Annotated in this window: 21 protein-coding genes; 10 read left to right on the forward strand and 11 right to left on the reverse strand. The window is 71.4% G+C overall.

Translation table 11 applies throughout. The features are described 5' to 3' along the window. Positions 1-31: 31 nt before the first annotated feature. Positions 32-1,597, reverse strand: a complete 1,566-nt coding sequence (locus ORG17_RS12755; protein WP_214527929.1) for an NCS1 family nucleobase:cation symporter-1 — start codon at positions 1,595-1,597, stop codon at positions 32-34. A gap of 261 nt (positions 1,598-1,858) precedes the next feature. On the opposite strand from ORG17_RS12755, the gene ORG17_RS12760 reads away from it, so the two are divergent. Continuing rightward, on the forward strand, positions 1,859-2,422 hold the full coding sequence (locus ORG17_RS12760) for a VOC family protein (protein ID WP_035808811.1): 564 nt from the start codon (positions 1,859-1,861) through the stop codon (positions 2,420-2,422). Positions 2,423-2,492: 70 nt separating this feature from the next. Here ORG17_RS12760 and ORG17_RS12765 read toward each other — a convergent pair whose 3' ends face one another. Further along, a complete protein-coding gene (locus ORG17_RS12765) occupies positions 2,493-3,224 on the reverse strand; it encodes a FadR/GntR family transcriptional regulator (RefSeq protein WP_111056264.1) in 732 nt (243 codons plus the stop codon). An 86-nt stretch (positions 3,225-3,310) separates the two neighbouring features. Here ORG17_RS12765 and ORG17_RS12770 point away from each other — a divergent pair, with 86 nt between their 5' ends. From ORG17_RS12770 to ORG17_RS12785, 4 genes are all read left to right on the forward strand, one after another. Next, the gene (locus ORG17_RS12770) at positions 3,311-4,216 is read left to right on the forward strand and encodes a proline iminopeptidase-family hydrolase (protein ID WP_250892592.1); all 906 of its coding nucleotides are present in this window, start codon (positions 3,311-3,313) and stop codon (positions 4,214-4,216) included. Positions 4,217-4,382: 166 nt separating this feature from the next. Beyond that, entirely contained in the window at positions 4,383-5,789 is a 1,407-nt protein-coding gene (locus ORG17_RS12775) for an APC family permease (protein ID WP_027466251.1), read from the forward strand. Continuing rightward, a complete protein-coding gene (locus ORG17_RS12780; RefSeq protein ID WP_214528119.1) occupies positions 5,786-6,715 on the forward strand; it encodes an acetamidase/formamidase family protein in 930 nt (309 codons plus the stop codon). Before ORG17_RS12775 ends, ORG17_RS12780 begins: the two co-directional genes overlap by 4 nt. Positions 6,716-6,790: 75 nt before the next feature. Then, positions 6,791-7,558 carry an SGNH/GDSL hydrolase family protein gene (locus ORG17_RS12785; RefSeq protein ID WP_232536507.1) on the forward strand — a complete coding sequence of 256 codons (768 nt, stop codon included), beginning with the start codon at positions 6,791-6,793 and terminating at the stop codon, positions 7,556-7,558. A 45-nt stretch (positions 7,559-7,603) separates the two neighbouring features. Here ORG17_RS12785 and ORG17_RS12790 read toward each other — a convergent pair whose 3' ends face one another. The 3 genes from ORG17_RS12790 to ORG17_RS12800 all read right to left on the reverse strand — a co-directional run bounded on the left by ORG17_RS12790 (position 7,604) and on the right by ORG17_RS12800 (position 10,015). Beyond that, positions 7,604-8,095 carry a GNAT family N-acetyltransferase gene (locus tag ORG17_RS12790; protein ID WP_214528118.1) on the reverse strand — a complete coding sequence of 164 codons (492 nt, stop codon included), beginning with the start codon at positions 8,093-8,095 and terminating at the stop codon, positions 7,604-7,606. Between the two features lie 4 nt (positions 8,096-8,099). Beyond that, positions 8,100-9,503, reverse strand: a complete 1,404-nt coding sequence (locus tag ORG17_RS12795; protein WP_214528117.1) for an LLM class flavin-dependent oxidoreductase — start codon at positions 9,501-9,503, stop codon at positions 8,100-8,102. A gap of 137 nt (positions 9,504-9,640) precedes the next feature. Next, complete coding sequence (locus ORG17_RS12800) at positions 9,641-10,015, reverse strand: VOC family protein (protein WP_214528116.1); 375 nt, start codon at positions 10,013-10,015, stop codon at positions 9,641-9,643. 62 nt (positions 10,016-10,077) lie between these two features. On the opposite strand from ORG17_RS12800, the gene ORG17_RS12805 reads away from it, so the two are divergent. After that, positions 10,078-10,530, forward strand: a complete 453-nt coding sequence (locus ORG17_RS12805; RefSeq protein WP_173034799.1) for a MarR family winged helix-turn-helix transcriptional regulator — start codon at positions 10,078-10,080, stop codon at positions 10,528-10,530. On the opposite strand, the gene ORG17_RS12810 is transcribed toward ORG17_RS12805, so the two are convergent. Then, positions 10,518-11,087 carry a uridine kinase family protein gene (locus ORG17_RS12810; RefSeq protein WP_214528115.1) on the reverse strand — a complete coding sequence of 190 codons (570 nt, stop codon included), beginning with the start codon at positions 11,085-11,087 and terminating at the stop codon, positions 10,518-10,520. The two genes, ORG17_RS12805 and ORG17_RS12810, sit on opposite strands and share 13 nt — an antisense overlap. 53 nt (positions 11,088-11,140) lie before the next feature. On the opposite strand from ORG17_RS12810, the gene ORG17_RS12815 reads away from it, so the two are divergent. Continuing rightward, on the forward strand, positions 11,141-11,596 hold the full coding sequence (locus ORG17_RS12815; protein ID WP_214528114.1) for a GNAT family N-acetyltransferase: 456 nt from the start codon (positions 11,141-11,143) through the stop codon (positions 11,594-11,596). Here ORG17_RS12815 and ORG17_RS12820 read toward each other — a convergent pair. Beyond that, positions 11,550-12,125: a TetR family transcriptional regulator gene (locus ORG17_RS12820; protein ID WP_214528113.1), complete on the reverse strand. Its 576-nt coding sequence runs from the start codon at positions 12,123-12,125 to the stop codon at positions 11,550-11,552. The genes ORG17_RS12815 and ORG17_RS12820 overlap by 47 nt on opposite strands. Positions 12,126-12,220: 95 nt before the next feature. On the opposite strand from ORG17_RS12820, the gene ORG17_RS12825 reads away from it, so the two are divergent. Both ORG17_RS12825 and ORG17_RS12830 read left to right on the forward strand, forming a co-directional pair. Next, positions 12,221-13,273, forward strand: a complete 1,053-nt coding sequence (locus ORG17_RS12825; RefSeq protein ID WP_214528112.1) for a zinc-binding alcohol dehydrogenase family protein — start codon at positions 12,221-12,223, stop codon at positions 13,271-13,273. A gap of 18 nt (positions 13,274-13,291) precedes the next feature. Further along, positions 13,292-14,104, forward strand: a complete 813-nt coding sequence (locus ORG17_RS12830) for a hypothetical protein (RefSeq protein ID WP_214528111.1) — start codon at positions 13,292-13,294, stop codon at positions 14,102-14,104. A gap of 3 nt (positions 14,105-14,107) precedes the next feature. On the opposite strand, the gene ORG17_RS12835 is transcribed toward ORG17_RS12830, so the two are convergent. Beyond that, positions 14,108-14,584, reverse strand: coding sequence for a GNAT family N-acetyltransferase (locus ORG17_RS12835; RefSeq protein WP_214528110.1), 477 nt, complete (start codon positions 14,582-14,584; stop codon positions 14,108-14,110). A gap of 99 nt (positions 14,585-14,683) precedes the next feature. Between ORG17_RS12835 and ORG17_RS12840 the strand changes: the two genes are divergently transcribed. Beyond that, positions 14,684-15,397, forward strand: a complete 714-nt coding sequence (locus tag ORG17_RS12840; protein ID WP_214586059.1) for a hypothetical protein — start codon at positions 14,684-14,686, stop codon at positions 15,395-15,397. An 84-nt stretch (positions 15,398-15,481) separates the two neighbouring features. On the opposite strand, the gene sufU is transcribed toward ORG17_RS12840, so the two are convergent. The 3 genes from sufU to ORG17_RS12855 all read right to left on the reverse strand — a co-directional run bounded on the left by sufU (position 15,482) and on the right by ORG17_RS12855 (position 17,568). Beyond that, the gene (gene sufU, locus ORG17_RS12845) at positions 15,482-15,931 is read right to left on the reverse strand and encodes a Fe-S cluster assembly sulfur transfer protein SufU (RefSeq protein WP_027466240.1); all 450 of its coding nucleotides are present in this window, start codon (positions 15,929-15,931) and stop codon (positions 15,482-15,484) included. Further along, entirely contained in the window at positions 15,928-17,220 is a 1,293-nt protein-coding gene (locus ORG17_RS12850; protein ID WP_214528101.1) for an aminotransferase class V-fold PLP-dependent enzyme, read from the reverse strand. Before ORG17_RS12850 ends, sufU begins: the two co-directional genes overlap by 4 nt. 135 nt (positions 17,221-17,355) lie before the next feature. Further along, positions 17,356-17,568: an Rv0909 family putative TA system antitoxin gene (locus tag ORG17_RS12855; protein WP_027466238.1), complete on the reverse strand. Its 213-nt coding sequence runs from the start codon at positions 17,566-17,568 to the stop codon at positions 17,356-17,358. Positions 17,569-17,604 lie beyond the last annotated feature (36 nt).

The following is a 17,604-nucleotide window of genomic DNA, read 5'->3' on the forward strand; positions in this document are numbered from 1 at the left end:
CCCTGTGGAGGACGGGCCGCGACGCCGGCGGTCAGACGCGACCGACGGCCGCGCCGTCGTCGACCGTCGGGTCGTCCGCGTCGAGCACGGGCATGCTCGGCCGGGCGCGCTCGAGCGCCCAGAAGACGACGAGGCCCAAGCCGCACCCGATGAACCAGCTGTAGCTCGCCAGCCACGGCAGCACGCCCAGCGCCGGGGGCAGGACCGCGCTCGCGACCGAGACCGCGCCGGTGACCACGAGGGTCCAGATGGCGTTCGGGTTGAATCCGCCGCGGTACCAGTACCGGGCGGTGCGGCTCGTGGAGTACATGTCGTCGATCGCGATGCGCTGCTTGCCGACGATGTAGTAGCCCGCGATGAGGATGCCGAACAGCGGGCCGATCAGCGCACCGAGCACCCCGAGCGTGTACAGGATCGCCTGGTCGTTGCCGTACCAGTTCCACGGGGTGAGGAGCACCGAGCCGACCGCGGCGATCATGCCACCGGCCCGCCACGAGATCTTCCGGGGTGCCACGTTCGAGAAGTCGAACGCGGGGCTGATGAAGTTCGCCACGATGTTGATGCCGACGGTCGCGGTGACGAACGTCAGGCCGCCGAGCAGGATCGCGAACGGGGCGCCGATGGCCTGCACGGTCTCGATCGGGTCGGTGATGAGCTTGCCGAACACCGGCACTGTCGCACTGGCGCAGAGCACCGTCAGGACCGAGAAGAACAGGAAGTTGATCGGCAGCCCCCAGAAGTTGCCGCGCTTGACCGCACGGAACGACCGGCCGTAGCGCGAGAAGTCCCCGAAGTTCAGCATCGGGCCCGAGAAGTAGCTGACCACCAGGGCGACCGCGGACAGCATCACCGGGATCGACGCCCCGAAGGACAGCGGCTCGCCGACCGACAGGGTGAACGAGATGTTGCCGATGCCCGCCTGGCTGACCAGGTAGACCGCGAGCGCGATCATCACCACGTAGACCGCCGGTCCGGCCCAGTCGATGAACCGCTTGATGGCCTCCATGCCCATCCAGAACAGCGCGCCCTGCGCCACCCAGAGGATCGCGTACGAGATCCAGCCCAGGGCCGACAGCCCGAGGAACGAGTGGTCGAGCAGCCCCGCGGACGCCGGGATGAACTTGAGGAAGATGATGTTCAGCGACTGGGCGGCGAGGAAGGTCTGCACGCCGTACCAGGCCATCGCGATGAGGCCGCGGATGATGGCGGGGACGTTCGCGCCGAGCACCCCGAACACCGCACGGTTGATCACCGGGTACGGCACACCGGTGCGCTGCGACGGCTTGGCGACCAGGTTGGCGAAGACCTGCACGATGAGGATGCCGACCACCAGGGCGATGAGCACCTGCCAGCTCGCGATGCCGAGGGCGAAGAGCGACCCGGCGGTGACGTAGCCGCCGACCGAGTGCACGTCGGACATCCAGAACGCGAAGAAGTTGTAGCTCGTCCAGCGCTGCTCGCGCAGCGGGGCGAGGTCCTCGTTCGTGAGCGCCGGGTCGTACCCGGGCTTGACGACACCGGCACCCGCTGGGGCGGGAGCGGCGGTCGTGGTGGGGGCGTGGGGCGCGGCGACTGGTGTCGCGATGTCGGTAGCCATGGCGTCCTCCGAGGGAGTGGGAAGCGGGGCGGTGCGTGCTTGAGCACGAAGCTACGGAGCGACTTCGCCCCCGCCGTTTCCCTCGTGTAACGGTCGCGTGTCCCGCACCCCGTCCTGGAACGACCGTTCCGGAACGGCCGCCGAGACCGGCGCCGACCGCGCCCGGAGCCGCGCTGCGGCTTGCCGCATCGATGGGCACCGACCCCGCACGGACGCCGCCCCGACCCGAGGGGCGGTGACCGCCGGTGGTACGAATCGACCATGAGCAGGGGAATCAGGATCGACCACGTGGGCGTCACGGTGCCGGACATCGACGCAGCCACGCAGTTCTTCGAGGCGGCGTTCGACGCCGTCGTCCTGTACGACATGCGACGTCGTGACGAGACGCCGAACAGCAGTTCCGAGGCGCACGGCTACCTCGGCATCCCGAGCACCATGGCGCAGGGGGCCATGCGGATGCTCGCGCTGCCGGAGGGGCCGGGGCTCGAGCTGTTCGAGTACCTGGGGCCCGAGCAGCGGAACGCCGCACACCCGTCCGACCTGGGGTGGCAGCACCTGGCGATGTACGCCGACGACCTGGACGAGACGCTCGCCCGGGTCGAGGCGGCCGGCGGTACCCGGAACTCGGACCCGCGCGACCTGCGTGGTGACGAGGCGGGGGCCGGCAACCGGTTCGTGTACACCCGCACGCCGTGGGGGTCGACGCTCGAGCTCGTCAGCTACCCGACGCCGCAGCCGTACCTGGTGTACGCGCCGCGGCCGAAGTGGGCGCCGTGGCCGATGCCGGACGACGTCTACCCGGTGCCGGCACCCGCCGTGCACTGACGACCGACCGACGGACCGACCGACCGACCGCCCAGCCAACCGACCACCACACCGACCGACGGACCGCGCCTCAGTGCCGGGGCACCTGCCCCGTCCGCCGCACGGCCCGTTCGAGCAGTTCGACGTCGATCCCGACGTGCTGCCGGGCGATCACGCCCGCCTCGGGCGCCCGCCCCGAACACACCGCGTCCACCAGCGACTCGTGCTCGTGGAGCGCGCGGGTCTCCATCTCCGCCATGCCCTCGGCCGTGCCCCACAGGTGCGCCGGAGCGGCGATGGAGATCTGCGCCTCCAACCCGGCGAGCGCCGTCCGCAGGGCGTCGTTCCGCGCGGCGTCGATGATCGTCCGGTGCAGCACGGCGTCGGCCTGCTGCTTCTCGAGACCCGAGGTGGCGTCGCGGAACACCTCGAGCCGTGCACGGATCAGGGCGGCGTCCTCCGGGGTCACCCGTTCCGCGGCGGCCGTCGCGAGCGCCCCGTGCAGCAGCGCGATGGCGTCGGCGGTGTCCTGGATCGCCTCCCACCGGGCGAGCAGCACCCGCCCGACGGCGTCCGATGAGTTGTCCGGCCACTCCGTGCGGACGAACGTGCCGCCGCCCCGGCCTCGACGGGTCTCGAGCAGCCCCCGTTCGACGAGCCGGGCGATCGCGCCCCGCACGGTGACCCGGGCGACGCCGAGCAAGCCAGCGAGTTCGCGTTCCGGCGGCAGGTTCGCGCCGGGCAGGTACTCGCCCACGGCGACGGCGGTCACGAGGCGGTCCTCGACCTCGTCGACGCGCGTCTCGGTCGCACGATCGGACACACGGACCCCCTTCGCGGTGTTACGACCACGTTAAGGCAGCAGAAAAGGTATTGCGTGGGACCTTTTTCCGCTCCATGCTGACCCCCATGTCCAGCATCACCGAATCCACGATGCCGTTCCGCGACGGCGAGACCTGGTACCGGGTCACCACGCCCGACACCCCGGTCGCCGGCGCGCTGCCTCTCGTCGTCCTGCACGGCGGGCCCGGCATGGCCCACGACTACCTCCGGAACCTCGCGGCGCTGGCCGACGAGACCGGCCGGAGCGTCGTCCACCACGACCAGTTCGGTTGCGGCCGGAGCAGCCACCGCCCGGACGCCCCGGTCGACACCTGGCAGCCGCAGCTGTTCGTCGACGAGTACGCCGCCCTGGTCGAGCACCTCGGGCTCGGCGACCACCACGTCCTCGGGCAGTCGTGGGGCGGCATGCTCGGCGCCGAGATCGCGGTGCAGCAGCCCGCTGGCCTCCGCTCGCTGGCGATCTGCAACTCCCCCGCGTCGATGCAGCTCTGGGTCGACGGCGCCGCCGAGCTCCGCGCGCAGCTGCCCGCCGACGTGCAGGACACCCTGACCCGGCACGAGACGGCCGGCACCGTCGACGACCCCGAGTACCTGGCGGCGACGCAGGTCTTCTACGAGCGGCACGTCTGCCGCGTGGTCCCGAGCCATCCGGACTTCGTCGACTCCGAGGAGCAGATGGAGCGCGAGCCGACGGTCTACCACACGATGAACGGCCCGAACGAGTTCCACGTCATCGGCACGATGCGCGACTGGACCATCGTCGACCGGCTCGACCGCTTCGCCGTGCCGACGCTCGTCGTCGCCGGCGAGCACGACGAGGCCACCCCCGCCACGTGGGCCCCGTTCGTCGAGCGGATCGCCGACGTCCGGCAGCACGTCTTCCCCGGCGCGAGCCACTGCTCGCACCTGGAGCAGCCGGCGGAGTTCCGCCGGGTCGTCGCGACCTTCCTGGCCGCGCACGACGGGGCCTGACCCGGCCACCTTCGGTCTGGAGGCGCGGGGCAGGCCCGCCCCGCGCCTCCCGGCCGCAGTTCCCACCCCCACAGCCGCACCCGCCTTCCCGACGGCACCACCCGCTCCCCTTCCCCCCCCCCCCCCCCCCCCCTGCACCGTCCCTCCACCCGAAACGGAACCCGACATGTCGCAGCAGCACAGTGAGCTCTCCGCACAGCAGCAGCTCGAGGCCTACGGCTACAAGCAGGAGCTCAAGCGCTCCGTCTCCACCACCGACCTGCTCATCTACGGCCTGGTCTTCATGGTCCCGATCGCCCCGTGGGCGATCTTCGGGACCGTCTACAACGCCTCCAGCGGCATGGTGCCGCTGGTGTACCTCGTCGGCCTCGTCGCGATGATCTTCACCGCCCTGGCCTACGCGCAGATGGCGAAGTCGATCCCCCTCGCCGGCAGCGTGTTCTCGTACGTCGGCCGCGGCATCCACCCCACCGCCGGGTTCTTCGCCGGCTGGGCGATCCTGCTCGACTACCTGCTCGTCCCGACGCTGCTCTACGTGTTCGCCGCCGAGAGCATGGTCGGCATCTTCCCGGGCACGCCCCGCTGGCTGTGGGCGCTCGTGTTCGTCGCGATCAACACCGTCATCAACCTGGCCGGGGTGTCCTCGCTCAAGCTCGCGAACCGCATCTTCCTGCTCATCGAGCTCGTCTTCGTCGCGATCTTCGTCGTCATCGCGATCGTCGCGCTGACCGGCGGCACGATCCCCGACGCATCGTTCGGTACCGAGCAGATCTGGGACCCCGCCAAGGTGTCGGCGCCGCTCATCGCCTCGGCCCTGTCGATCGCGGTGCTGAGCTTCCTGGGCTTCGACGGCATCTCGACGCTGTCCGAGGAGTCCACCGGCCGTCGTGGCGGAGCGGGCACGGCGATGATCCTGGCGCTCGTCATCGTGGCGTTCCTGTTCATCCTGCAGACCTGGCTCGCGTCCGCCCTGGCCGCGGGGCGGGACTCGTTCTCGGACAGCGAGGCCGGCAACGCCTTCTTCACCATCGTCGAGCAGGCATCGTCGAGCGGCTGGGCCACCGCGTTCTTCGCCGTCAACGTGCTCGCCGTCGGCATCGCGAACGCCATGGCCGCACAGGCCGCGACGAGCCGTCTGCTCTTCTCGATGAGCCGCGACCGTCAGCTGCCCGCGTTCCTGCACAAGCTCAACGGGCGCCAGGTGCCGCAGAACGCGATCATCGTCGTCTCGGTGCTCTCCGCGATCCTGGTGCTGTTCTTCGTCGGGCAGATCGACACGATCTCGTCGCTGGTGAACTTCGGCGCACTGTTCGGCTTCATGCTCCTGCACGTGTCCGTCTTCGTGCACCACGTCGTCAAGGGGAAGTCGCGCAACTGGCTGCTGCACCTGGTCGTGCCGCTGATCGGGTTCCTGATCATCGGGTACGTCCTGCTCAACGCCGCGGTCGAGGCGAAGGTCGGCGGGATCATCTGGCTGATCGTCGGCGCGGCCGTGTTCCTGTACTACCGACGCACCGGCCGTTCCACCGAGGTCGGCTCCGAAGCAGAACCGACGACGGAGGACGCACGATGACCCCGGACCACTTCCTGCCGAACACCCTCGGCCGCACCGGGTTCTCGGCCGACCGGGAGCCCGTGCTGCGGGTCCGCCCCGGCACCGGCGAGACCATCGGCTTCGAGACCACCGACGCCGTCTACGCCGAACTCGACCAGCACCACGACATGGCGCTGCTGCAGGCACCGATCAACCCGGTGACCGGCCCGGTGTTCGTCGAGGGGGCGGAACCCGGCGACACCCTCGTGGTGACGATCCACGCCATCGAGCTGACCACGCACGGGTGGTCGGTGTCCCTCCCCGGTTCCGGGGCCCTGCAGCACGTGATGGGCGACCGGGTCTTCGCCCGCCGCTGCCCGATCTCGGACGGCTCGGTGCAGGTGTCCGACCGGCACCGGTTCCCCGTCCGGCCGATGATCGGGTGCATCGGGACGGCCCCGGCCGAGGGCGAGAACTCGACGATCATGCCGGCCCACCCGGAGGGCGGCAACATGGACGTCACCGAGGCCCGCCCCGGCTCGACGGTGTCCCTGCCCGTCCGGGTCCCCGGCGCACTGCTGTCGATCGGCGACATCCACGCGCTCATGGCCGAGGGCGAGTCGTCGTTCGTCGCCATCGAGGCCCAGGGCACCGCGATCGTCTCCGTCGACCTAGTCAAGGGCGGTCCGGTGCTCCGCGCACCGCGCATCGAGACCGCCGACGACTGGCTGTTCGTCGGCCTCGGCGACCCCGTGCAGGAGAGCGTCCGGCGCGGGTACGAGGATGCCTTCGCGTTCCTGGTCGACGAGCACGGCTGGACCGCCGAGGACGCCTACGCGGTGCTGAGCGCGGTCGGTGACTCGAAGCTCGGCGGGCCGACCGGCTCCACCGCACCGGACCCGTTGCACCCCTTCGCCGCCGTCGGTGCGGTCACCCTGCACCGGGTGCCGAAGGCGGTGCTGTGAGGGTTCGCTGATGCGGGTTCCCGGTACGGCAGCCGTGCCGGGAACCTGCACAGGCATGTGCACGATGATGGGCGCATGCACGACACCATCCGCTACGTCGCGATCGGCGACAGCTTCTCGGAGGGCATCGGCGACGCCGGACCCGCTCCGTTCCCCGGCTGGACCGGACGACTCGCGAGCGCGATGGCGGGAGCCTCGGACGCCCACGTCTCGTACGCGAACCTCGCCGTCCGCGGCCGACTGCTCGCCGGGGTCCTCGACGGCCAGCTCGGGGCCGCCCTCGCGCTCGACCCGGCGCCGACCCTGATCACCTTCTGCGCCGGCGGGAACGACCTGCTGCGCCCGCGCTTCGACGTGGACGCGCTGATCGGGCTCGTCGAGGCCGCCGCCGACCGCGTCGAGGCCACCGGGGCCCGCCTGGCGCTCCTCAGCCCGGCCGACCCGAGCGCCCGCCTGCCCCTCGGCTCCCTGATCAACCGCCGCGGTGACGCCTGGGCCGAAGCACTCGGCACGCTCGCCCGACGCCGTGGTCTGCCGTTCGTCGACGTCTCGCGCGACCCGCACCTCGGCCGCGCGGAGTTCTGGTCGGACGACCGACTGCACATGAACGCCACCGGGCACCAGCGCGTCGCGGACCTGGCGCTGCACGCGGTCCTCGACGGCCCAGCGCCGGTCGAGCCCGCGGACGCCGGTGCCGCCCGGGCCCGCCTGGGCGAGGAACTCCGCTACTACCGCGAGTACGTCCTGCCGTGGGTACAGCGTCGGATCACCCGCACGTCGTCGGGCGACGGGCGCTCGGCGACCTACCCGACGTGGACGCCGGTGCGCGGTCGGGACGCGTAGCCAGCGTCAACCCGCGTCTGCGAGCGTCGGCCTGCCTCGGCCCGCTCAGCCCGCGACGTACACGCGGGTGGTGACCCCGCTCAGCGCGTGCGCGAACTCGTCGCCCGCCGCCACGAAGCCGCCCGCCTCGTACAGCCGCACCGCCCGGTCGTTGTCGCCGAGCACGTGCAGCACCACGCGGGGGTGTCCGGCAGCCCGGGCGTCGTGCACCGCCTCGGACAGCAGCGACCGTCCGACCCCGCGGGCCTGCACCCCGGGGCGCACCGCGAGCAACGACAGGTAGGCGGCGTCCGACGGGTCCGTCGACCGCCCGGTGCCGGGTGCCGTCACGAGGACGAAGCCGTCGACCGCACCGTCCGGGCCGGGAGCCACCAACCAGGCGACGTGCTCCGCCGCGAACTTCTGCCGCGCGCGCTCCCGCACCGCCGGGTCCTCGGCGGCACCGTCGCGGGCGGCCACGGCCGCGGCCCACAGGTCGATGCAGGTGTCGGTCTCGTCCGGGGTCGCAGGACGCACGACCACGGACGACTCGATCACCCGATCAGCCTACGACCGCCCGGCTCCCGATCCTGAACGACGCCCCACGGTGCTCGTCGGGCAGCCGGTCACCGCGGCCGTGCAGCTTCTGGCGGAGCGACCCCGCCCCGTACTCCTCCGGGTAGGCGCCACGGGCACGGAGCTCCGGGATCACGATTTCGATGACGTCCTCCCACGTGCCCGGGGTCACCGCGTACGCCAGGTTGAAGCCGTCGACGTCGGTGAGCTCCTGGATCTCCTGCAGCCGGTCGGCGATGGTCGCTCCCCCGCCGACCGCCACCGGGCCGAGTCCACCGATCGCCGTCTGCCGCGCCAGGTCGCGGATCGTCCACTTCGACCCGTCCTCCCCCGTCGCCGCCGCGATGTTCGCCGCCGCCGACTGGATCGCGTTCGACTCGACGTCACCCAGGGGCTGGTCCGGGTCCCACTGCGACAGGTCGACGCCCATCCAGCCGGAGTTGAGCACCAGCGCACCGAGCTCCGACGCGTACGACAGGTAGTCCTCGTACTTCGCCTGGGCCAGCTCGTCGGTGGCGTCCGTGATCACGGTGAGCAGCGTGTAGACGCGGGCGGCGTACCGGTCGCGACCAGCTGCCTCCAGGGCGTCCCGGACCTTCGCGACGGTCGAGGCGAGCTGCTCGAGCGTCGGTGCGCCCACGAAGACCGCTTCCGCGTTCTCCGCGGCGAAGCGGATGCCGCGCGGTGACGCGCCCGCCTGGTAGATGACGGGCGTGCGCTGCACGGACGGCTCGGACAGGTGGATGCCGGGCACGTCGAAGTGCGTGCCGTGGTGCTCGATCGGGTGCACCTTCGCCGGGTCCGTGAAGACGCCGGCTTCGCGGTCGGCGACGACGGCGTCGTCCTCCCACGAGCCCTCCCACAGCTTGTAGAGGACCTCGAGGTACTCGTCCGCCACGTCGTACCGGTCGTCGTGCGACAGCTGGTCGGTCTGGCCCATGTTCCGTGCGGCACTCGGCAGGTACCCGGTGACGACGTTCCAGCCGACCCGGCCCTTGGTCAGGTGGTCGAGCGTCGACATGCGTCGGGCGAACGGGTACGGGTGCTCGTACGCGGTGCCGGCCGTGATGCCGAAGCCCAGGTGCTCGGTCACCGACGCCATCGCCGACACGAGCAGGATCGGGTCGTTCACCGGCACCTGCGACCCGGTGCGGAGCGCGGCCTCGTTCGAGCCGCCGTACACGTCGTAGGTGCCCAGGACGTCGGCGATGAAGATGCCGTCGAACGCCCCGCGTTCGAGCGTCTTCGCCAGGTCCGTCCAGTAGGTCAGGTCGCGGTAGTCCCGCGACCGGTCGCGGGGGTGCCGCCACAGTCCGGAGGACTGGTGCGCGACGCAGTTCATGTCGAACGCGTTGAAGCGGATCTGCCGGTGCTCGCTGCTGGTGGTCACGGGTCGAGACGCTACGTCGGACACCTCGGACCGTCACGGATCGTGACGAAGCGTGACGGTCGGCTCCGGCAACGGCCTGGAGGCGCGACCCGCGCCCGCCCCGCCGCCCACGACGGACGCGGGGCCGGCTCCAGGGCTCAGGCGCGGTCGTGGAGCGTGACGTGGTAGCCGTCGGGGTCGGCGAACGTGAACGTCCGACCGAAGGGGCCGTCGATCGGCGCCGAGACGATCCGGTGCCCGTCGGCGACGAGCGCGTCGTGGATCGCCTGCACGTCCGTCGCGTGCAGCCAGATCGCGGCGCCGATGCCGGGCTGCGCCACCGCGTCGAGGTCCGTGCCGGGCACCAGGTCGCGCAGGGCGAAGGCGATCGGCGTGGTCTCGAACACGACGGCGTGCGGCGGGCCCGCCTCGGAGCGGACGAGGCCGAGGCCGAGGTACCGCTCGTAGAACGCCTGCGAAACATCGAGGTCGCGGGTCTGCAGGGAGATGAAGTCGGGGCCGGTGATGGGCATGTGGTGCTCCTCGGGTTTGTGTCAGTCTTCTGACACAGGACAAGCTATGTCAGACTATTGACATGCGTCAAGACGACACCGGCATCCACCTCGAGACGTCGATCGGCTACCTGCTCAAGGAGACCGCGAGCGCTCTCCGCGCGTCGATGGAGGCCGTACTGCGCCCACTCGGCATGACGGTGACGCACTACTCCTGCCTCGAACTGCTCGCACAGCGCCCCGGCCTGTCGAACTCCGAACTCGCGCGGGGCACCTTCGTCACCCGGCAGTCGATGAACGTGTTGCTGCAGGCCCTGGAGCGGGACGGCTTCGTCACCCGCGCCACCGAGCCGTCGGTCGGCAAGGCGCTCCCCACGCAGCTCACCGACAGCGGGCGTCGGAGCCTGGCGCAGGCGAGCGCGGCGATCCGCGGCGTCGAACAGCGGATGCTCGCCGATCTGACCGACGACCAGCAGACCGAGGCCCGCCGGATCCTGCGGAGCATGGTCGCCTCGCTCCGCAGTCAGGCCAGGTAGCGCACCGAGGCGGCATCCTTCGGCGCGTAGCGCTCCTCGAAGTCGCGTTCGTTGGGGACCCACACGTCCCGCCAGAGGGCATCGTGCCGGCGCCCGAGCGCACGATCACGAGCCATGCCCCGACGTGCTGCCGTGTCGAGGTCCACGTCACACCAGATGCTGACGTCGAGGTGTGGGAGTGCGTCGGGGTGGAAGAGTCCGATCAGGTCGACGATCAGGACGTCCGTCTGCGGCAGCAGCTCAGCCGGGCCGAGGGCTCGAACCGACCAGTCGAACCGCTGGAACGCGCTCGCCCGACCGGTCCGGTGCGGTTCGAGCACCGACGACACCAGCCGGGGACGATCGACGCCGTCCCAGTCGACGGAGCGCCGGTGGGACCGGACGGGGTCGAGGAAGTCGTCGCCGCGGATGCGGACCGCGCCGGGGAGTCCCTCGACGAGCGTGCGCGTCAGCATCGACTTGCCGGATCCGCAGTACCCGGAGACACCGACGACGATCGGTGCACGGGCCGAGGCACGACGGGACGCGACCAGGTCGATGACGCCGTCGCGGTCCATCAGGCAAGCGTACGAGGTCGATGACGGTGCACCGGGGTTCGTAGGCTGAGCGGATGGACGTCGCACTGCGGGACAGCACCACCGAGGACCTCGAGTGGCTCGCCGAGCTCCGGGCAGTGGTGCTGCGCGACGACCTGACGCGGCTCGGGGTGTTCGACGAGACGCGCGTCCGACAGCGCCTCCGCGACGCGTTCCGGCCGCAGCTGACCCGCGTCGTCGTGGTCGACGGCCGCGACGTCGGGTCGGTCACCGTGCGGGTCGAGGACGACGTCCGCTGGGTCGAGCACTTCTACCTCGCACCCGACGTCCAGGGGCACGGAGTCGGGTCGACAGTGCTGCGCGCCGTCCTCGACGAGCCCCACGACGGCCCGACGCGGCTCAACGTGCTGGTGGGCAGCCCTGCCCGCCGACTCTACGAACGCCACGGCTTCGTGCTCGACACCGACGACGGCGTCGACGTGTTCATGACGCTGCGGGCCGTCGATCGAGCACCCCACGGAGTGCACTGAGCTGCTCGTCGACGACGTCGGCCATCCGGCGCTCGGCTGGTCCGGTGAGCCACGACTCGAGGGCCAGGTGGAAGAGCATCACGGTCGTCTCGGCGATCACCGCCGCCTCGGACGGATCGAGCCCGCGGTCGACGAAGGCCCCGCGCACCGCGTCCGTCAGGTCCGCACGCTTCCGGGCGTCGCGCTCCCGCAGTGAGGACTCGGACAGCACCAGCCGCCGCACCGACCCGACCTCACCGTGCCGCCCCTCGAACCGCTCGTCGGCGACGGTGCGGAGGCCGTGCACCACGATGTCGAGCGGGTCGATCCCGGCCGGCGCGCCCCCGATGGCGGCCCGGGCGAGATCGGGGATCTCGTCGCCGGCGAAGATCACCTCGCGCTTGTCGGCGAAGTACCGGAAGAAGGTGCGGGTCGTCAGGCCGGCCCGTGCGGTGATCTGCGGCACGGTCGTCGCCTGGTAGCCCTGCTCGGCGAAGAGCTCGAACGCCGCTCGCTCGAGTCGCCCTCGGGCATCCGGTGACCAACGCATGGGGCAAGAGTACTGGTGATGACACGTCGTGTCATGATTGACTCGGTGATGACACGTCGTGTCATGACTCACTTCGAGCAAGAGATCGGGACACCATGTCGTCATCGGGCAACGCAGCACTCTGGGCCACGTCGACCGGGCGGTTCGCCGTCGGGCCCGCCACGGTCCCCCAGCCCGGCCCCGGCGAACTCGTCGTCCGCGCCGAGGCCGTCGCCGTCAACCCGGTCGACGCCGTCGGTGGGCTCTTCCGGCACCTGGTGTACCCGAAGCTGCGGTTCCCCGCGGTCCTCGGGTCGGACGTCGCCGGCACCGTGGTCGCGATCGGCTCCGGCGTCGAGCGGTTCCGTGTGGGCGACCGGGTCGTCGGGCACGCCGCGGGACAGGAGCAGCACCGGAACAGCGCTGCCGAAGGGGCCTTCCAACACCTGGTCCTGCTGCTCGACCGTGTGACGACCCCGGTTCCAGATGCCCTGCCCGCCGAGCAGGCAGCGGTCCTGCCGCTCGCCGTCTCGACCGCCGCCGCCGGGCTCTTCGAACCGGACCAGCTCGCGCTGCCGCTCCCCACGGCCGATGCGATCGACCGCGACGGCGTCGTCCTGGTGTGGGGTGCGTCCACGAGCGTCGGCGCCAACGCCGTCCAGCTCGCCCGCGCCGCCGGGTACGCCGTGATCGGTACCGCTTCGCCGAAGAACCACGCGTTCGTGCAGGACCTCGGGGCCGAAGCCGTGTTCGACTACCGCGACGACGGTGCCGCCCGCCGCATCCTCGAGGCACTCGCCGACCGGGACCTCGCCGGCACCCTCGCCTTCGGGCAGGGCTCGCTGACCCGCACGCTCCCGATCGTCCGGGCAGTCACCGGCTCCGGCCGACTCGCATCGGCGTACCCGACGCCGGTGACGACGATCCGTGCGCGCCTCGAGCGTCGACACGGAGTCCACGTCACCGCGATCTGGGGCGGCCGCCCGACGGAGTCCGAGATCGGCCCCGCGATCTACCGCGACTTCCTGCCCGAGGCGCTCCGCACCGGTCGGTACCGCGCCACCCCGACCGCATCCGTCGTCGGATCGGGACTCGCCGCGATCCCGGACGCCCTCGCCGAGCTCCGCGCGGGTGTCTCTGCCAAGAAGCTCGTCGTCACGCTCCCCTGAGCCGGTAGCGTCAGCGACGTGACCGATGCCCACGAGCAAGACGACGAGACGTTCGAGATCACGATGTCGGGCGGTGGCACGCCGCGGGGGCACCTGCAGGACCCGAGCGCCGTGACGCTGCACCTGGACCCGCGGCTCCTCGGCAACACCGCCAGGGGCAAGGAGATGTTCGCACTGGCGATCGACCAGCAGCACACCGCGCTGTCCGACTACGCCACCGCCATCGCGGCCGCCGACGGTGACGTGACCGCTCCGGCCGTGCAGGACGCCGCGACCGCGCTGCACCAGGCGCTCCAGTTCCTGCCGATCGCCCACACCGCGTACACGGGTGTCGGCTTCCCCACGGCCCGCGTCGGGGACGGCTCCCGCCCGACCTCGCTGCGACCGGAACGCGGCGAGCGCGGCCTCGGCGTCCACCCCGACATGCTGACGGCGATCCAGGGGGACGCATCGCAGCGCTGGGAGCTCGCGTGCGAAGAGGACCTCCCCCTCGCCGTCGAGATCACACTGGCGACCGATCCGGACGAGAACGTGCGTTCCGCCTTCCTCATGGGGACGAGGTCACGAACCGTCGTCCTGCTCATGGAACAGCGAGAGACCGACCCGGAGATGCTCGAACAGCTCGCGCAGCAGGGCTACGCGAGCCCCGAACGGAAGTTCCCCGTGCCGCTCGCCGACCTCGTTCTCCGAGAGCTGGACGGCCTCTACGAGCTCCTCGGTCTCGACGACGACGCCGTCGCGCTCGTGAAGTCCCGCTGGGCACGGGCGCAGGAACGCGGCGAGCGCATCACCGTCGGCGACGCGCTCCGCGAGATCGGCGCCATCGCCTGATCGTCACCCCGCAGCGAGCGACTTCGCGTACCAGCGGTCGGAGTACGGGTCGTCGTTGAACGGCGGGACCCGGACGAAGCCGAGCCGTTCGTAGAGCGCACAGGCCTCGGCGAGCTCGGCCCGCGTGTCCAGCCGCAGCGACGTGATCCCGCGTCCCCGGCAGACGTCCTCGACGTGGCGCAGGAGCGCCGAACCGACGCCTCGGCCGCGGTGCTCCGGCAGCGTGAACACCTTCGTCAGCTCGCCGACGGCACCCACGAAGCGCACGCCGGCGCAACCGACCACCGCTCCCCCGTCGGCGGCGACGAGGAACACCCCGGAGTGTCCCTGCAGGTCGTCGTACGGCTCCTCGTCGAGCGCCCGGTCGACCTCGGCCGACGTCGCCGCCCGCCCGTACCACCGCGACGCGACCTCCGTCAGGTAGTCCCGCACGATCGCGTCGGATCCGGCCGCGCCGGGATGCGCTGTCTCGACGATCACGTGGTCCATCCTCGTGCTCGTGCTCGTGACCGCCATCAGTCCGCGCCGACGTCCGTCAGGATCGCCCGGACGACGACACTGCAAGGTGAAGGGAGAATCATGACCACGCTCCGCACCACCATCCTCACCGTCGGCATCGCCACGCTCCTCATCGGAGCGGCTGGCTGCGCGACAGCGTCCGGGCCGAGCGCGCCGAGCGCCACGCAGACGAGTGCGACGGCCGCCACGCCGACGACGACCCCGACCCCGACCCCGACCCCGACCCCGACGAGCGTCCGGCCGTCGTCCAGCCCGAGCGGCCCCGCGAGCTGGGTCTTCGGCGACGCGTCCTTCGGCCCCGTCCAGCTCGGTGTCACGGACGTCGGCACGGTGCTGCCGGCTGCCGGGTTCTCGCGGCAGCCGTCGAGCGGCTGCCCGACGTTCTGGGAGTGGCAGTCCGCCGACCTGTCCACCCCCAGCGGATCCGGGTACCGGATCCTCGTCACGTCCGACGACTCCGGGCCCGGTGTGCGCTACATCTCCGTTGCGGGACAGGCAACCGACCCAGGAGCGTTCTCGTCGCCCGTGCTGACGTCCACGGGCATCGCGCTCGGTTCCACCGCCGACGACGTGCGCGCGGCGTACCCCGGGCTCGAGAAGACGATCGACACGTGGGAGCCACCGATCGGCGGTTACCGCGAGTACGTGGCACCGACCACGGATGGCCACTGGCTGCACTTCGACACCACGGGTGGCGCTTCCGGCGCTGAGGACATCGTCACGACGATCGTCATCAACGACACGAAGGCGGCAACGCAGGACGTCTGCCGCTGACCGTGCTGCGGACGGGAGGCGCGGGGCGGGCCCGCAACGGGCCTCCCGACTGTCGGGTGCTCGCGATCGCGAGCCGCACCCGGGTCAGCGGGACGCGGTCGCCTCGCGCGCGGCGGCTTCCGCCGCGACCCAGGCGAGCATCCCGCACTTGACGCGCATGACGAACTTCGAGACGCCGTGGAAGGCGACGAGGTCCTCGAGGACGTCCTCGTCGGGCTCACCGACGCCGCGCGAGCGCATCATGGTGCGGAACTCCTCGGTCAGTGCGAGGAACTCGGGCACGGTGCGGCCGACCGCCATGTCGGTGAGGACGGACGCCGAGGCCATCGAGATCGAGCAGCCGTCGCCCTGCCAGGCGAGCCCGGCGATGCGGTCGGTGCCCGGCTCGAGCCGCAGGCTGACCGTGATCTCGTCGCCGCACGTGGGGTTCCGCTCGAAGTGCGAGGCATCCGCGTCGGGCATCACGCCGTCGCCGTGACGCGCCTTCGCGTGGTCGAGGATGACCTGCTGGTACAGGCTGTCGAGGGCGTTCACGCGGTCGCTCCGAAGTAGTCGCGGACCTCGGCGACGGCTGCGAGGAACCGGTCGACGTCGTGCTCGGTCGTGTAGACGTAGGTGCTCGCGCGGCTCGTGGCGACGAGTCCGAGGCGGCGGTGCAGGGGCTGGGCGCAGTGGTGGCCGGAACGCACGGCGATGCCCTGCGCGTCGAGGTACTGCGAGACGTCGTGGGCGTGCACGCCGTCGACGTCGAACGCGACCAGACCGGAGCGCGGGACGCCGGCGGGTGGGCCGACCACGCGGATGCCGGGCACTGCTGCCAGACCGTCGAGCATCCGGCGGGCCAGGTGCTCCTCGTGGGCACGGACGCGTTCCATGCCGATGCCCCGCAGGTAGCGGACGGCCTCGGCGAGGGCGACCGCCTGCGAGACGGGCTGCGTGCCGGCCTCGAACCGCTCGGGCGCCGGCATGAACTCGGAGCCCTCCATCGTCACGGTGGTGATCATCGAGCCGCCGGTGCGGAACGGCGGCAGGGTGTCGAGCAGCTCGGCACGGCCCCAGAGCACGCCGATGCCGTTCGGGCCGAGCATCTTGTGCCCGGAGAACGCGGCGAAGTCGACCCCGAGCTGCTGCACGTCGAGGGGACGGTGCGGTGCGGACTGGCAGGCGTCGAGCACGACGAGGGCGCCGCGGGCGTGGGCGAGACCGACGACCTGCTCGACGGGGGCGATCATCCCGGTGACGTTCGAGACGTGCGAGAACGCGACGACCTTCGTGCGGTCGGTGATCAGGGCCGCGGCGTCGTCGGCGGTCCAGGTGCCGTCGTCGGCGACCGGGATCCAGCGGAGGGTGGCACCGGTCAGCGCGGCGAGCTCCTGCCACGGCACGAGGTTGGCGTGGTGTTCGGCCTCGGTCACGAGGATCTCGTCACCGGCGCCCAGGCGGAAGCGCTCGGCGTCGGCACCGCCGCGGCCACGGCTGGCGTTGGCCATGCCGTAAGCGACGAGGTTGAGGGCATCGGTGGCGTTCGCGGTCCACACCACCTCGGTCGGGGCGGCGGCGCCGATGAAGCCGGCGACGGTGGCGCGGGCGTCCTCGTAGGCGTCGGTGCTGAGCGCCGCGAGCGTGTGGGCCCCGCGGTGGACGGCGGCGTTGTCGTGCTCGAGGAACCGGCGCTCGGCGTCGAGGACCTGGCGCGGGCGTTCAGCCGTCGCCCCGGAGTCCAGGTACGCCAACGGCTGCCCGTTCACGTCCTGCGCGAGGATCGGGAAGTCCCGCTTGATCGCCTCGACCTCGGTCTCGGTGAGCGGCTGGTTCGGCGCCACGACTGTCACGTCTCGTCCTCCTGGTGCTGCTGTCCGGAGCAACCCGTCCATGGTGTCCGTTGTTCCCGACCACGTCCAGTCGGCACGGCGACGGCCCAGGACCACGCCGGGTCCTGGGCCGTTGCACGTCGTCCGCTACTCGTTGCCGATCTTCTTGTCCGCAGCGTCGCGGGCACCGTCGATCTTGTCGTCGTACTTGCCGCCCGTGGCCTTCTTGACCGCGTCGGCCACGCCGCCGAGCACCTTGTCGCTGACGCCCTCGGCCTTCTCGCTCTTCAGGGCGTCCTGGACCTTGCCGTCCTTCAGGAACTCCTGGGCCTTCTTCGTGATGTCGTCGAACCCCGCCATCGGCTGCTCCTCGTCTCGGTGCGGAGCCCGTCGCTC

The organism is Curtobacterium flaccumfaciens pv. betae, assembly GCF_026241855.1.
GTDB lineage: Bacteria > Actinomycetota > Actinomycetes > Actinomycetales > Microbacteriaceae > Curtobacterium > Curtobacterium flaccumfaciens.